The organism is Desulfonatronospira thiodismutans ASO3-1 (genome assembly GCF_000174435.1).
Lineage (GTDB): Bacteria > Desulfobacterota > Desulfovibrionia > Desulfovibrionales > Desulfonatronovibrionaceae > Desulfonatronospira > Desulfonatronospira thiodismutans.
Window position 1 is genome coordinate 64,396 of sequence record NZ_ACJN02000003.1, and the last position, 13,846, is coordinate 78,241.

Below are 13,846 nucleotides of genomic sequence, written 5' to 3' on the forward strand. Positions count from 1 at the left end.
TTTGTCCGATATATTGGGTAAGGCGCCAGCCGAAACCAACGGAGGTACCCATGCAGATAAAAGGATTTCCCACCGGGATTCAGACATATGAGCAGTCCAAGACAGAAAAGACCAAGGCGGACAAGGGCTCCAGCCAGGGCTCATCCCAGGCCCAGAGCGGAGACAGGGTCACCCTGTCCCAGGGGGCGAAGCTGCACCAGACCGCCATGAAGGCGGCAGGCAACAGTGATGAAGTCAGGATGGAAAAGGTGCAGAATCTCAAGGAGCGGGTTGCAGACGGATCATATCAGCCGGATGCCCGCAGGACCGCCGAGAAGATGATCCGCGAAGATCTTGAAAACTGGATGGGTGGAGCTACAAATGAGTAATATCGGAATGGTCGGGTACGCTTTTTAATTCCGAAAGAAGTACCCGGCTTCTGGTTCCCGGCTCGGCCTGCACACTCTGCAGGCCGAGCTTTTTTTTGGAATTTATCACTATAGGACCGCTGAGATTCAGGGTGGCGGATTCTGGGTTGCCGCTGGGAATGGAAACAGTAACCATGATGGCCAGATCTTTTTTGTCTTCCACCTGAAGAACATTCTCCTCCACGCTGCTCAGGCGCACCTCGAACTCCCTGATAAACGAGAAAGGATCAGCCACAAGCAGGCCCAGCCTGGAATCATCCAGACTCTGCAGCAGCAGAAAAGGCGAATCCGGCTTTATCTGCAGCAGGGCGAACTCCTTAAAGCGTTCCATCCCGATGAGACCGCGGGGAAAGTGAATGGACTTGTCCTCCTCCAGGATGAACTGTCCCAGTCTTGTGTCTACTTTTTTCTGTTCTGTCTGGTCCATAAGTCAGCTGCCGCCATAAAGTCCTGGGAACAGGCCAGTATAGCCTGCTCGTTTTCCTGTTGAATCTTTTTGAACACCTCTTCCCGGTACACCGGCAGGTCTTCGGGCACTTCTATTCCCAGCTTGACCTGCTTGCCCTTCATGCTCAGCACGGATATGATTATGTCTTCGCCCAGGTGAATGCTTTCCCCGGCGCGACGTGTCAGTATAAGCATAGCCGCCTTCTTAGAGATGGTTCACCAGGCTCATCTGCATGATCATGGAAGATGACCTGAGTACCGCTTCGTACGTCATTTGCTGGTTCATGAGCCTGGACATGAGCTCTGCCACATCAACATCCTCGATTTTGCTCAACCGTTCCTTTTCATTATGCTCCAGACCGGACAAAACAGTTGAGGCCACATCCAGCCGGTTTTCCCGCGCTCCTACGCTGGCAAGCTCCGAAGAGATGTGCTTCAGGGTATCGTCTATGTTGGCCAGGGATCTCTGAATACCCTCTTCGTCATCGTTTTCCAGGTAGCCTATAAGCTCTCCCAGAGTCTCGAATACATTTTCAGGACCCTCGGGATCTTTTACATATTCTCCGTCGCTGTTTTTGTAAATCCCTCCGAAGATATCCTTGCCTATGCCATTGACCTGGATATTATCCCCGGCTGAAATCTCGAAGTTGATGGACGCCTTGTGCGGACGGATATTTATCTGGTCGCCAGTTGACAGTCTATCCAGATCATCCTCTACTTCCACTCTTCCGCCCGGAACCATAAACCTGTTGTTGGTGGTAGTATTGCCTTCGTTCCAGGTGGATCCGCCGTCCAGGCTGTAGGAATATTCTATTCTGGCCAGATCTCCTCCGCTGTAGTCAGCATCCTCGCCTTCGACATTGCCATCTTCATCAATCTTTTTGTCTATCCGCAGATTTACGTTCTTATCAAAGGAGCCAAAGACTTCCACATCATCCTTTTCCAGCTTCTCTGCATACACTGAAAAGTTATTGGTATCCTCGTCATCTCCCTTGTATTCCACCGCCGGCCGGGTGGGCATGAACCACAGCTTTGGATCGTCATCCTCATCAAAACTTATCTGTCCGGAATCAAGGGGGTCAAAATCAGGATCAAATCTTATTGTAATCTGTTCTTGATCTTCTTCATTCTCCTCGTCATCTTCCATACTGAACTGAATTTTGTAGGCATCTCGGTCCTCATCCCACTGCAGCCTTTGTGGATCCTCGCTTATTTGCTTACCGTCCATGGTCTCCAGCTGATAAGTAACCTCTGTAAGAGTAAAGTCGCCACTGACATTAATCTCCTCCCCGGAATCTCCATAGATAATAAGTTTTCCTTTATCTTCACCACTGTCAATGTATTCTACATCATGAATATAATCGTTCCCGCTAAGCGCAGCTACCAGAGCGTGAATACTGTCGAATCCAGAATCCTCCAAGTTAATGCCACTGCCGTCTTCATCTACCAGATTTAGTTCATTGATCTTAAATCCCGCGGGCGGGGGATATCCAAGATCAATTTCCAGCTTAGCCCGCTCTGAATCCGTGCCTTTCTCGGAAACAATTTTGTCTGGATCAAGAGTATATTCCTCATCTTTGCTGAATGTAACCTTTACACCCTCATTTAGATGTCCACTGACAAAACTGCCGGTATCGTCATCTGCTACCTCCAGTTTGTCCGGTAACTGGTCCTGGTTGCTTTCAACGCTTCCCTTTTCAAGCTTCTCAAAAGCTGAACCATCGGTCTTGTGCCCGGCAAAGATGCTTTTGCCCTCGTACCTTGTATTGGCCAGGTTGAGCATCTGGTCGAAGACCTGCTCTACTTCACCGGCCAGGATCTCCCGTTGCTCAGGGCTCAGGGTACCTGTAGCACCCTGCTCGGCCAGTTCTTTGGCCCGGATAAGCAGGTTACTGGCCTGCATCAGGGTTTCGTCTGCCAGGTTGAGCCACCCTTTGGCCGTATCCACGTTGGACTGGTACTGATCCAGGGCGGATATGGAATCACGGTAACCGAGAATCCTGGACATGCCCACAGGGTCGTCCGAAGGCTTGTTCACCTTTTTCTGACTGGAGGCCTGCTTGTTCAGCTCCATAAGTTCGGTGGTGGACCGGTTCATGTTCTGCATGAAATTGTCATACATCATGCTGTGGGAAACTCGCATAACTCTGTACCCCTGGTTTACATCTTAAGGCCAAGCAAGGTCTGCATCATCTGATCCGCAGTACTGATCATCCTGGCCGCGGCCTGGTATGAATGCTGGTACTTGATGAGGTTGCTCATCTCTTCGTCCAGGTTCACACCGGACTTTTCCTGCTGCCTGCGGTCCAGGTCGTCGGTCAGCGACTTGTTGTAATCGGCGTTGAACTTGGTCATGCTGGTATCCGATCCGACATTTCCTGACAGGGAATTATAATATTCCTGGATAGTCTGGGATGTAGTGCCCTCAAAACTGGTGGTTATATCCACCTTCCTGTCCTGCAGTTCTGCAATGTTCTTGGCTGTGGTATTGTCCCCCACATTGGCCTCGCCGGCTCCGTTCACCGACCCGGCATTTATATGGGCGATATTGTCGCGCACTTTTTCGTTGACAGCCAGGCTGGACGCATCATGACCCTGGAAGAAAGTGTTGATGCCCAGCCCCGCCAGCAGACCAGTGGAGTCATCGCTGAAAGAAAACTCATAATCATCATCTGCTGAAATCGTTAGGCGGTTGTTGACGGGTTCTGCGCTGATATTGTCCAATTCGTTAATTGCTCTCATTACATGATCCAAACCGTGTTTGTCCGGATCAAAATTTCCAGTCCAATCTTCGGGATCATTCCCCATCTCATCTTGAGTGGGAAACTTTGGAGACATAGACTCAACCTCCCCATCCTCATCATAAAAATGGACAGTGAAATTCCCGTTCTGCAACTTTTCTCCGTGAGGAAGCCCAGCATTGGGGGTGCCCAGAGCTGCTTCAAGGTTGTTTACCTGGTAGGTGCCCTCAGCGTACTTCATGTGCTCCAGTCCGGCCCCATTGGAATGAATGCGGTTTACTTCCCAGGCCAGGGACTCAGCCAGGGCGTCCAGCTTTTCGCTGTATTTGCCGGCGTAGTGATCCCGGAAATTGAAATAACCGGCCAGGGACCCTCCGGTCAGCCTTCTTTCGTTCAGGTTCCCGTCCCCCATGACCTGGGGAGTGATGTTCATGTCTGAAGAGGTGTTGCTCTCCCAGTAAAGACCGCTCTTGGGGACTATGGTGAATTCATCGCCTTCAGCCAGTGCATTGTTGGAATAATCGTCAAACCATATCTCCATATCATCCACAGGCAGGGTGACCCGGTTGTCATAATCCTCTGCGGAAAATTCCCTGGTATTGCCCTGATCATCAGTAAGCCAGTTTTTGCCTCCGTCTAAGGAAACCTTGAATTTTGCATCTCCTCCTATTTCCCCGTCTTCGGTCACCTGGATGGTAAATTCGTATCCCGAATCGCCGTTATACTTAATCTGTCCGTCAAAATCCGATTTTAAATCAGAAAAGGTCTTGGAGTCCTCGAATTTGAGCCTGTAGGTCTCGCTTCCTTCCACCAGGGTATGGCCGGCCTTGGTCTGGATGGTTACGTCGCCGCCGCCCTTGTCCATATAGTTGATATCCACTTTCTCGGCCAGTTCACGGACCAGGAGATCGCGCTTGTCCCGCAGCTCGTTGAGGTTGACCTTGCCCGGAACCTCCCGGACATTGATCAACTTGTTGATTTCCGCGATTTCCTCCAGGATATCGTTTACCCGGTCTACATCCTGGCTTATAAACTCGTCCATCTGCTCCCGGTTTTTGGTCAGGTCCTGATCCATGGACCTGAAGGCCTGGGTGAGATTGCCGGTATTGCCCAAAAGAGCCGTGCGGACATTGTTGTCGTCAGGTCTTTTGGACAGCTCCTGCCAGTCCTTCCAGAAATCAGCCAAGGCCTCGTTCATCCGGCCCTCGCGGCTCTCGTTGAAAAGGGCTTCCAGGCTGGAAAGCTGCTCATGCATGGTCTGCCACATTTCCCTGTCAGAGGACTTGTCGTTATACTGAGTCTCTATGAAAGAATCAAAATGCCGGAACACCTCCTTGGCGTTGACCCCGGTGCCGATCTGGCCCGGAGCCGTATCCAGGGCCATGGCTTCTTCCAGGCGGACCTCCCTGCGCCGGTAGCCTTCAGTATTGACGTTGGCTATGTTGTTGCCGGTGGTCTGAATGGCGCTCTGGTTGGCAAAAAGAGCCGTCCGGCCTGAATTCATAAGTGCATGAATGCCTGACATTACATCCTCCCCCTGATGAACCCTCCTTCTCTGCTCAATTCAGCGTATCTTCGCCCATCAGCCGAATAAGTATCCGGTTTTCTGGGTGAAACCTGCTGAAAGAACTCCCTGGCCAGGGCCGTGCTCTGATCGGAAAGGGCTTTGGCCATGGTGGCGTTTTTCATCGCCTGCAGGGCCATCTTTTTTTCTTCGTCCTGCAACTGGTTCATCAGGTCCATGTGTTTCTGAGCTCTTTTTTTATCCAGGCTGGAAATATAATCTCCCAGACCTTCGAATCCTGCTTCCTGGACCGCATTTATCACGTCTTCCTTTTCCCGGATCATCTGACGCACCAGTTCCTGCAGGGAAAACTCCAGGGAGGACACCTTGTCCGGCTGGTTGTTCATAAGAGCAGCATACTCCTCCTGCAGCAGGAGATGAAGCAGCTTCAATGCCAGCTTTTGACGTTTCAGCCCGGCCATTATATCCATGACAAACCTCCTACGTAACCATTCAGGGCCGGAAACCGGCCTGGGGACAGTCCCCGCAACCAACTTTCAGCACCAACAAAAAAAGTACCAACGCGAAATTTTATGCATCTGCACCAATAGCACTTAGCAAGGGACAGACCCCAGGCCGAGTGCCAGCATCACCATTGAGAGCCCCGTGAACGATTACTCACCTATGATTCCGTGTGTCCTATATCCAGTCCTGCAAGCATGCGATCCTTTATCAGGTTGGGATCCCAGGCCATATCCCCCTGCCTCACCTCGAAATGCAGGTGCGGACCTGTGGACCTGCCTGTATTACCCGATCTGGCTATTTCCTGGCCCTGGTCAACTCTATCCCCTTCCTGGACCAGGTTTTTGCTGTTGTGGGCATAAACCGTCTTCCATCCATTGGGATGTTCAAGGATCACTTTATTGCCGTAACCTCCGTCCTTGTCGGCAAAGACGACTTCACCAGGCCAGCCTGCCTTTACCGGAGTCCCCTCTTCTACTGCAAAATCAATTCCTGCATGCCAGGCCTGCTCACCGGTAAAAGGGTCCTCCCGCCAGCCGAAATCCGAGCTGACCTGTCCCTGCACTGGATACTGCAACGGGGGCAAAGACTGAGGATCATCTTCTCCATCTTTTTCCACAGGCTGCGCAGCTTCCAGAGACTCCAGAGAATCCGGGGGTTCGCTGGCAGGCTTCAGCTCAGGAACTTCGGGCTTCTTACCGCCAAAGGCGGCCTCTATCTGCCCGGCCAGCATCTCGGCCTTTCTATCCGAAGGAATGTTCATATCCAGGATTCTCTGGACCCGAAGGTTGTGCTCGGTATCATCCCTTGGATTATCCTCTTCTTCCAGGGTAGGAAAATTTTGCCCCTGGGGCTCCTGGCCCATGCTTGGCAGAGTATCGGAACTGGCATCCATATTGGACTTTTCCACCTGGCCGCTTAACTGATCGAAAATCATATCAGCCAGGCCTATGCCGCCGCTTTTGGCCATCTCCACGGAGACCTTTTCATCAAACATGGACATATACATCTCTTTTTCATCGCTGTGCAGATATCCGTCCTGGGGAACGGTTTCGCGCATCTGTTCCCACATACGTTGAATGAAGATGGCTTCAAACTCCTGACTGGCCTTGCGCAGTTCCTCTTTATCGCCTTTACCGGAGCCGAACCTGTCCTGAAGGCTTTTTACTTCTGCGTCCCGGCTGCTGGAGCGACCCTGATGCAGCTGGTCCATTCCCTGGTTTGATATAGCGGAGCTCATGATCAGATCACCTCGAGTTCAGCGTGCAGCGCACCTGATGCCTTAAGCGTGCGCAAAATGGATATAAGGTCCCTGGGCGTTGCCCCTATGGCATTGAGGCCTTCCACCAGCTCGTTGATGGTCGCGCCCTCGATAATGGTCAAGTGTTGCTCTTCCTCCACAATATCTATCTCTGTCTCCGGGGCTATTACCGGAGGAGCGTCGGTAAAGGGCAGCGGCATGAAAACATCGGGCATTTCTCTGACCATGACCGTCAGAGATCCGTGGGATACGGCCACCTTGGACAGGCGTACATTTTCGCCTATGACCACGGTCCCGGTCTTTTCATCCACAACCACCCTGGCCGGACTGTCCGGAGAGACCTGCAGATTTTCCAGGGCGGCCATAAAAGGTACCAGATTGCCCTGAAAACCATCAGGGATATCCACGCGGATGGTGGAATTGTCCTTGGCATGGGCCAGGTTCTGTCCGAAATGTTCGTTTATGCTTTCAGTGACCTGGGAGGTGGTGGAGAAATCCTGCATATTCAGGTTGACCACTATATCATCCTGAGTGTTGAACCTGTAAGGTACCTCCCTTTCCACGGTGGCTCCCCCGGGAATCCGGGCTCCGGTGGGAACGCCGGTGGTAATTTCCGCAGCATCACCTTCAACGGAGTATCCTCCCACGGTGAGCTGCCCCTGGGCCAGGGCGTAAGTATTGCCGTCGATCCCGCTGAGCGGCGTCTGAATAAGCACTCCGCCCATAAGACTGTCTGCATCCCCCATGGAGGAAACAGTCACGTCCATCTTGCTTCCGGGTCTTGCCGAAGACGGCATGTTGGCTGTGACCATGACCGCGGCCACGTTATCCGGCTGCAGATCGGCGGGATTGACGCTGACCCCCATGCCTTCCAGCATGTTGGACATGGAGCGCAGAGTAAAAGGCGAGGCCTGGCTGTCACCGCTGCCGTCCAGACCCACCACTAAGCCGTAACCCACCAGCTGGTTTTCGCGCACCCCGCTGAAGGTGGCCACATCCTTTAAGCGCACCGCCTGGGCGCTGTCCCATATCCCCAGGACAAATACCGCCACTACTGCCAGAAATACTGCTTTGGCTTTTCCCGGTATAATCATAATCGGTCCTTTTTTGCTTTTGCCTGTAAACCGTTAAAACGGCCATACCCTGCCCAGTACTCTTGTAAGCCATCCCGGGCGCTGCTGGTCAGCCAGGATGCCTTCGCCGTACATCTCGATCTGGGCATCTGCCAGCTGGGTGGAAGATACTGAATTGTTGGAATCCACGTCCCTGGAGCGCACCAGGCCTCGGACAGCGATAATCTGGGTTTCATTGTTCACCTTGATCTGCCTGGCCCCCTCAACATGCATCACTCCGCCGTCCAGCACCTCCACTACCCTGGCCGAGACACTGGCCTGGACATCTGAACCCCTGGAAGTGGTGCCGTCGCCTTCAAAATCTCTATCTGATTGTGATTGAAACTGTTGCTGCATCTCGCCTGGGGTGCCTGCGCCTGGAAAAATTGCCCCTGTTGCTGCACTAATAGGCATGGAACTAAGGTCCATAGTGCTGTCTCTATCATATTCCGTATTAGCCCTGCTTTCAGCATCCGAGGACTCTTCAATGTGCACGGTGACAATATCTCCCACGTTCCTGGCCCGGTTGTCCCCGAACAGGAACTGGGTGCGATTGGGCTGAAAAAGGGATGGAGAATCCGCTTCAGTTACAGCCCCAGGATCAGGATACTGTTCCGGTCCGTAGGAGGGCATGGGCGTGGACTTTTTCTGCGCCGGGGCGCAGGCCCCCAGGAAAAAGGCCATGGCAACTATAATTATCAACTTATAAGATTTCATGGTTGGCTCCATTATCAGTTTTACCTTGTGGTTACCCTGCCGCTGCTCTCAACCGTAGCCCGGACTTCCTTTTCACTTTGCATATTGCGGACCATGATCCGGTCACCTCTCTGACCATCTTCCAGGACCTCGCCCGGTACAACCAGAGTCAGGTGATTGCCTTCATAGACCATATCCACCTTTGCCCCTCTGCTGACCATGGGCACCGGTTCCAGGTGCCTTTTATAGATGGGCTGGCCCTGTCCTATAGAGGATCTGATGCGCCAGGGACCGCTCTCACCGTCCCATACTTCGCGACGAATATAAGCAAGGTTCTTCTCCTCAAAACGAACATCCCCCGGCTCAATAACGTCACCCCGGTTCAGTGGGCGCTCAGCGCAGGCCACTGTCACCCAGACGTCAACAAAAACGTTTCCTGTATGCCTCCTGACTACTTCCCCGTGTCCGTCGCGCACAACAAATCGAAGACTGTTGCGGCCCGGTCCGGGATCACGTACGCTTTCAATCTCTACTTCCTCGTACGGATTTTCCAGAAAAATGGGCGAGGGCATGCGAAAATCACGAAATTCAATCCTCTCTCCCTGGGAGGTTACTTTGGGTCCTATATAATCCCGGACCATCCTCTCCAGCTTGTCGTCATCCAGGACCCTTCTGCCGCGCTGAAAAATTATCTCCCTGGGGATAATACTGGCCTCGGCCAGTTCTCCCAGGGTCACCTCCAGGCGCTCCTGCACCCTGGCCCGGTCCAGGACTATCCTTTGCCCGGCATTCGGAGCTCTCCAGAGTTCGGTGTCCTTTATATCCGACCAGTACTGTTCAGCCTCGGAGTTTCTAGGAGTGGCAATTTCTCCGAAAGTGATTACATCTCCGGAAACAGCCACGTGTTCATCAATCCAGAACAGGCCTTCCCCGGCCCAGGCCGGGCTGGATAACAACAAAAAAAACATTGCAGCTGCCATGCAGCAGCTCAGTATTTTTGTCTTCATAAATTTTTCTTTGTTCATAACCTCACCTGCAACCTGCTTCATAAGTTACAGCAACATCCAGTCCAAAGGTATAGTTGTAATCTTGAATCATCTCTCTCAGTGCTATCTAAAAACTACCTCTTCATCTGATTGGCCATCTGCAGCATCTGATCCGAAGTCTGAATGGCCTTGGAGTTTATCTCGTAGGCCCTTTGTCCTATGATCATATTCACCATTTCGTCCACTATCTCCACGTTGGAACTCTCCAGGGCGCCGGACCGGATACTTCCGAAATTTTCTTCCCCAGGTACACCTTCAGTGGCCGGACCAGATGCTTCAGTTTCTGAATAGAGATTTCGTCCTGCACTGTTTAAGCCTGCAGGATTCATAAACCTGTAAATTGGTATCTCGCCTTCCGCTATTACATTGTCATCACCATCAACGCAGACTATATTGCCCTGTTCATCCACATGTACCCTGGCCGTATCCTCAGGTATATGAAACTCGGGCTGCAGAGGGTATCCATTGGCTGTGACAATACGCCCGTCCTGGTCGGGCTTGAATGAGCCGGCCCTGGTGTATCTGACCTCGTCATTGGCCATAACCTGAAAAAAACCATCCCCTTCTATGGTCAGATCCAGAGGGTTGCCGGTCTGTTTATAATCACCCTGAGTAAAAATCTTGTGCACTGACAGGGGATTCGTACCCATACCTACCTGCAGGCCGGTGGGTACCCTGTCACCAGTCAGATTTTCGGTTCCGGCCACCTTCAGGGTCTGGTACATGAGATCCTCGAACTGGGCCTGGCTTTTCTTGAAGCCGTCGGTGTTGACATTGGCCAGGTTGTTGGAGGTGACGTCAATATTCATCTGCTGGGCGGCCATGCCGGTTGCTGCTGTCCAGAGCGATCGCATCATAAGGCTTTCTCCATTGTGTTTGCTTTATAAAATTCGTTTATTGCCATTTATCTGACAGTTCCCACCTGCTGGATCAGCTGCTGATCCTTTTCATGGGAGCTGGTCATCATCTTCTGCAGGGCCTCAAAATTGCGCATGGTACTGATCATATTGACCATTTCATATACAGGATCCACGTTGGAATTTTCCAGGTATCCCTGCTCAATGCGGGCATCTTCAGCAGGTATGGGGGCCGAATCAGCTCCGTCCTTCACCTGGACCAGTTGCCTGCCCTTCTTCTCCAGGGCGTTTAAATCGGTAAACGTGGTCAGGTTAATGACATCCAGAAGATCTCCGTCCGCCAGCACTTCGCCGTTTTCACCAATAGCTATGTTTGAAGCGTCTTCAGGGATCTCTATGGGGCCTCCTTCACCCTGCAATTCAAAATTTTGGCCTGTAACCAGATGGCCTGTCTCAGGATTGCGTAAAAAAGACCCATTGCGGGTGTAGGCGGTCTCTCCTTCCGGAGTGGTCACCTCGAAAAAACCCTCCCCGGAAATGGCCAGATCCAGGGGATTGCCGGTCTTTCTCATGTCTCCGTCCTGCAGGTCCAGGTGCACAGGACTGGGCCTGGTCTGACTGCGCAGCTTGGACTCAGGCCAGGGCAGGCGGTCTTCCAGGGTCATGTTGGGATCGCCGTAATCAGAGGCATAACGGGTAAAAACATCCTCAAAGGCTATTTTGTCGCGCTTGTAACCGGTGGTGTTCACATTGGCCAGATTATTGGTGATGGTATTCATCTTGGCTTCCTGGCTCATGGCTCCGAAAAAAGCACTGTACATTTCATCCTGCATATTTTTTCCTCCTGCACTGATTAAAGCAAATTGCAGGCCAAAAAAGACTGTCATACTTTACAGCAACTCCTTGACCTGCAGGCGCGTCTTGTTTTAATTTTTAACAATAGAATCATACAAACCCCGGAGGTTAATCATGACATGGACATTTGCCCGCTTGGGGAAAATTTTTCTGATGGCGGCAGGATTGAACCTGAGCCTTTTGGCCGGATTTTGCCTGCAAGGAGGTGAGAGTATGTTTTTCAAGAAAGCCGCAGCCCAGGAAACAGTAGAACTTCCTGAATTCACTACACAAGGAGAAACAAGCCTGGAACAGGCTTTAAGCAAGCGTAAGTCCACCAGGTCTTATGCTGACAAGCCTCTCAAAATGGAGGAAGCAGCCCAGCTGTTGTGGGCTGCGCAAGGGGTCAACAGACCCCAGCGAGACTTTCGCACCGCCCCTTCCGCCGGGGCCCTTTTTCCTCTGGAGGTATTCCTGGTGGCTGGCGATGTAGAAGGGCTGGACCCGGGCGTTTACCGCTACCTGCCCAAAGAACACAGGCTTAAAAAAGAAAAGGACGGCAACGTGCAGGGCGACCTGCATCGAAGCGCCCTGGGCCAGTCTCCGGTAAGGGATGCTCCGGCAGTGGTGGTTATTGCCGGAGTTTATGAACGGACCACCGTAAGGTATGGAGACAGGGGAAAGCAGTACGTACACATGGAAGTGGGCCACGCAGGGCAGAATATCCATCTGCAGGCCGAGACCCTGGGTCTGGGGACAGTGGTCATAGGCGCTTTTGACGATTCCGGGGTTCAAAGTGCCCTGGGTCTGGAAGACAAAGAAGTCCCAATGTATCTCATGCCCGTGGGGAGATAGATAGTTGACGCCTCGCCCTTTTCCGGCTGATATGCTGCTTGCCCAGCATATCAGCCGGGCAGCTGTACGCCCTGTAAACGAATATTCAGGAATAAAATGCTGCAGAGACAAATTCCTGCAGCTGATTTTCATCAGGCAGGATCATCTTTTCCGGCTGGCTTCGTAGAGTACTTCCAGGGGATGGGCCAAAGGAATGGAGAGATTGTGGCTGAACTGCAGCCTGCAGCTCAGGCAGTCGCAGAGAAGAATATCCGGCTGCATGTCCTGGACCTTCTGCATCAGGGGCCTGCCCATCTCCAGGGAAGGCTGGTGAAAATCCTGTTTAAAGCCCATGATGCCGGCCATACCGCAGCACAGGTTGGACCCTTTGATTTCCTGCACCTCCAGGCCGGGTATGAGCTTTAAAAGCTGCACATAAGGCGAGCCTATACCCTGCTTGCGCAGGTGACAAGGTGGAAAATAGGCCGCTCTTTTATTCACCGCTGCCATATCTGTATCCAGGCTGCCTTTTTTATAGAGCCCAAGCAGATACTCCCCCATGTCATAGACGCTTTCAGCCACACGTATGCGCTGCATAGCCGGAAATACCGAAAAAAGGCCGTCATCTTTGAAAATTGACCCGTATATCATGCGCAGAAGACGCTTGTGCTCTCTCTGGTCCATGGGAGGCGGCCTGTTGTCCCTGGGGACCAGCATATAAGTATCATTCGCCCCGGCCGCCTCCTGGTACTCCCTGGAGTAGTAGGCCTTCTCCCTCAAAAGCTCCCGGAACATGTACCCGCAGGTGGGACAGGAGCAAACTATATCGTGCCCGGCATCCAGGGTCCGGGTCAGGCTTTCCAGGTTGCGCTGCATCATCTTCAGGGTCAGATCCCGGTCCCCTTCCAGCATCACCGGCATAGCGCAGCAGTTCTGCTCTGGATAATACACACTGATATTGTTTCTCTGCAGGATGCCCACGGCGGCTCTGGCCGCTTCCGGAAAAAAGAACCTGGCTGAGCAGCCGGCAAAAAGGGCTGCTCCCGGAGTGTCTGCACAAGATGTATCAGCAATGCCCTTTTTTCTGGTCCATGAATCCAGGTCCTGCTCAGGAATTCTGGGTATATCCCTGTCCGGGTGCAGTCCGGCGGATTTTTTAAGAAGATTTGAGGCAAGCCTGCCCTGGAGCAGCAGGTTTGCAAGAGAAGGGACACGGGTCATCTTACCGGCCCATTTTTCAACGTCCTGAATAATTTTCAGGGCCGGGCTCATTTTGTCTCGCTCTATAAAGGAGCTTTTGGCATCCAGAATGCGGTTGCGGATCTCCGGGCAGGGGCAAAGGGCGCAGAAGTTGCAGCGATCCACCATAAGACGCAGGTCCTTAGATCCAGGACTCCTGCCCGTTTCCTGCATGTCATCGAACAGGCGGTAAAGTTCCTGGAAAAAAGGACAGACATCGGTCATCATGGTGCGACATTCGTCACAGTCTGCACAGCGCTCCAGGACATACCGGGCTTTATTTTCAGGAGATTCAGACACTTGCTTGATCCTTGATTATATAGACTTTTTCCGCGACCTTGCACGG

The 13,846-nt window shown here is 52.3% G+C and carries 15 protein-coding genes; 3 read left to right on the plus strand and 12 right to left on the minus strand.

The annotated features are described in order from the left end of the window. Positions 1 to 50 precede the first annotated feature (50 nt). Complete coding sequence (flgM, locus tag DTHIO_RS12055; RefSeq protein ID WP_008870552.1) at positions 51 to 368, plus strand: flagellar biosynthesis anti-sigma factor FlgM; 318 nt, start codon at positions 51 to 53, stop codon at positions 366 to 368. Here flgM and fliW read toward each other — a convergent pair. The 11 genes from fliW to flgF form a co-directional block, all read right to left on the minus strand. Next, positions 355 to 834 (minus strand): flagellar assembly protein FliW, encoded by a 480-nt coding sequence (fliW, locus tag DTHIO_RS12060; RefSeq protein ID WP_008870553.1) that lies wholly within the window; start codon positions 832 to 834, stop codon positions 355 to 357. The two genes, flgM and fliW, sit on opposite strands and share 14 nt — an antisense overlap. After that, positions 807 to 1,049: a carbon storage regulator CsrA gene (csrA, locus tag DTHIO_RS12065; RefSeq protein ID WP_008870554.1), complete on the minus strand. Its 243-nt coding sequence runs from the start codon at positions 1,047 to 1,049 to the stop codon at positions 807 to 809. Before csrA ends, fliW begins: the two co-directional genes overlap by 28 nt. 10 nt (positions 1,050 to 1,059) lie before the next feature. Next, a complete protein-coding gene (gene flgL / locus DTHIO_RS19860; RefSeq protein ID WP_008870555.1) occupies positions 1,060 to 2,997 on the minus strand; it encodes a flagellar hook-associated protein FlgL in 1,938 nt (645 codons plus the stop codon). Positions 2,998 to 3,014: 17 nt separating this feature from the next. Further along, the gene (gene flgK / locus DTHIO_RS12080; RefSeq protein WP_008870556.1) at positions 3,015 to 5,120 is read right to left on the minus strand and encodes a flagellar hook-associated protein FlgK; all 2,106 of its coding nucleotides are present in this window, start codon (positions 5,118 to 5,120) and stop codon (positions 3,015 to 3,017) included. Next, positions 5,120 to 5,590 carry a flagellar export chaperone FlgN gene (flgN, locus tag DTHIO_RS12085; protein ID WP_008870557.1) on the minus strand — a complete coding sequence of 157 codons (471 nt, stop codon included), beginning with the start codon at positions 5,588 to 5,590 and terminating at the stop codon, positions 5,120 to 5,122. Before flgN ends, flgK begins: the two co-directional genes overlap by 1 nt. Positions 5,591 to 5,781: 191 nt before the next feature. Continuing rightward, positions 5,782 to 6,861, minus strand: coding sequence for a peptidoglycan DD-metalloendopeptidase family protein (locus DTHIO_RS19865; RefSeq protein ID WP_008870558.1), 1,080 nt, complete (start codon positions 6,859 to 6,861; stop codon positions 5,782 to 5,784). Between the two features lie 2 nt (positions 6,862 to 6,863). Next, positions 6,864 to 7,976, minus strand: coding sequence for a flagellar basal body P-ring protein FlgI (locus DTHIO_RS12095; protein WP_008870559.1), 1,113 nt, complete (start codon positions 7,974 to 7,976; stop codon positions 6,864 to 6,866). Positions 7,977 to 8,009: 33 nt separating this feature from the next. Next, positions 8,010 to 8,711 carry a flagellar basal body L-ring protein FlgH gene (locus tag DTHIO_RS12100; RefSeq protein WP_008870560.1) on the minus strand — a complete coding sequence of 234 codons (702 nt, stop codon included), beginning with the start codon at positions 8,709 to 8,711 and terminating at the stop codon, positions 8,010 to 8,012. Positions 8,712 to 8,731: 20 nt separating this feature from the next. Beyond that, entirely contained in the window at positions 8,732 to 9,715 is a 984-nt protein-coding gene (gene flgA, locus DTHIO_RS12105; RefSeq protein ID WP_008870561.1) for a flagellar basal body P-ring formation chaperone FlgA, read from the minus strand. Between the two features lie 95 nt (positions 9,716 to 9,810). Continuing rightward, entirely contained in the window at positions 9,811 to 10,593 is a 783-nt protein-coding gene (gene flgG / locus DTHIO_RS12110; RefSeq protein WP_008870562.1) for a flagellar basal-body rod protein FlgG, read from the minus strand. Positions 10,594 to 10,640: 47 nt separating this feature from the next. Next, the gene (flgF, locus tag DTHIO_RS12115) at positions 10,641 to 11,426 is read right to left on the minus strand and encodes a flagellar basal-body rod protein FlgF (RefSeq protein WP_008870563.1); all 786 of its coding nucleotides are present in this window, start codon (positions 11,424 to 11,426) and stop codon (positions 10,641 to 10,643) included. A 30-nt stretch (positions 11,427 to 11,456) separates the two neighbouring features. Here flgF and DTHIO_RS21705 point away from each other — a divergent pair, with 30 nt between their 5' ends. Both DTHIO_RS21705 and DTHIO_RS12120 read left to right on the plus strand, forming a co-directional pair. Then, positions 11,457 to 11,657, plus strand: coding sequence for a hypothetical protein (locus DTHIO_RS21705; protein ID WP_161598671.1), 201 nt, complete (start codon positions 11,457 to 11,459; stop codon positions 11,655 to 11,657). 4 nt (positions 11,658 to 11,661) lie between these two features. Continuing rightward, entirely contained in the window at positions 11,662 to 12,282 is a 621-nt protein-coding gene (locus tag DTHIO_RS12120) for a SagB/ThcOx family dehydrogenase (RefSeq protein ID WP_144311529.1), read from the plus strand. Between the two features lie 141 nt (positions 12,283 to 12,423). Here DTHIO_RS12120 and DTHIO_RS19870 read toward each other — a convergent pair whose 3' ends face one another. Beyond that, positions 12,424 to 13,800, minus strand: a complete 1,377-nt coding sequence (locus DTHIO_RS19870; protein WP_008870565.1) for a heterodisulfide reductase-related iron-sulfur binding cluster — start codon at positions 13,798 to 13,800, stop codon at positions 12,424 to 12,426. Between the last annotated feature and the right edge of the window lie 46 nt (positions 13,801 to 13,846).

Coding starts and splice junctions, on each gene's coding strand:
- DTHIO_RS12095 (WP_008870559.1), bottom strand. CDS start 7,976: ATGATTATACCGGGAAAAGCCAAAGCAGTATTTCTGGCAGTAGTGGCG.
- csrA (WP_008870554.1), bottom strand. CDS start 1,049: ATGCTTATACTGACACGTCGCGCCGGGGAAAGCATTCACCTGGGCGAA.
- fliW (WP_008870553.1), bottom strand. CDS start 834: ATGGACCAGACAGAACAGAAAAAAGTAGACACAAGACTGGGACAGTTC.
- DTHIO_RS12100 (WP_008870560.1), bottom strand. CDS start 8,711: ATGAAATCTTATAAGTTGATAATTATAGTTGCCATGGCCTTTTTCCTG.
- flgF (WP_008870563.1), bottom strand. CDS start 11,426: ATGCAGGATGAAATGTACAGTGCTTTTTTCGGAGCCATGAGCCAGGAA.
- flgL (WP_008870555.1), bottom strand. CDS start 2,997: ATGCGAGTTTCCCACAGCATGATGTATGACAATTTCATGCAGAACATG.
- DTHIO_RS19865 (WP_008870558.1), bottom strand. CDS start 6,861: ATGAGCTCCGCTATATCAAACCAGGGAATGGACCAGCTGCATCAGGGT.
- DTHIO_RS12120 (WP_144311529.1), top strand. CDS start 11,662: ATGTTTTTCAAGAAAGCCGCAGCCCAGGAAACAGTAGAACTTCCTGAA.
- flgK (WP_008870556.1), bottom strand. CDS start 5,120: ATGTCAGGCATTCATGCACTTATGAATTCAGGCCGGACGGCTCTTTTT.
- flgA (WP_008870561.1), bottom strand. CDS start 9,715: ATGAACAAAGAAAAATTTATGAAGACAAAAATACTGAGCTGCTGCATG.
- flgM (WP_008870552.1), top strand. CDS start 51: ATGCAGATAAAAGGATTTCCCACCGGGATTCAGACATATGAGCAGTCC.
- flgG (WP_008870562.1), bottom strand. CDS start 10,593: ATGATGCGATCGCTCTGGACAGCAGCAACCGGCATGGCCGCCCAGCAG.
- flgN (WP_008870557.1), bottom strand. CDS start 5,590: ATGGATATAATGGCCGGGCTGAAACGTCAAAAGCTGGCATTGAAGCTG.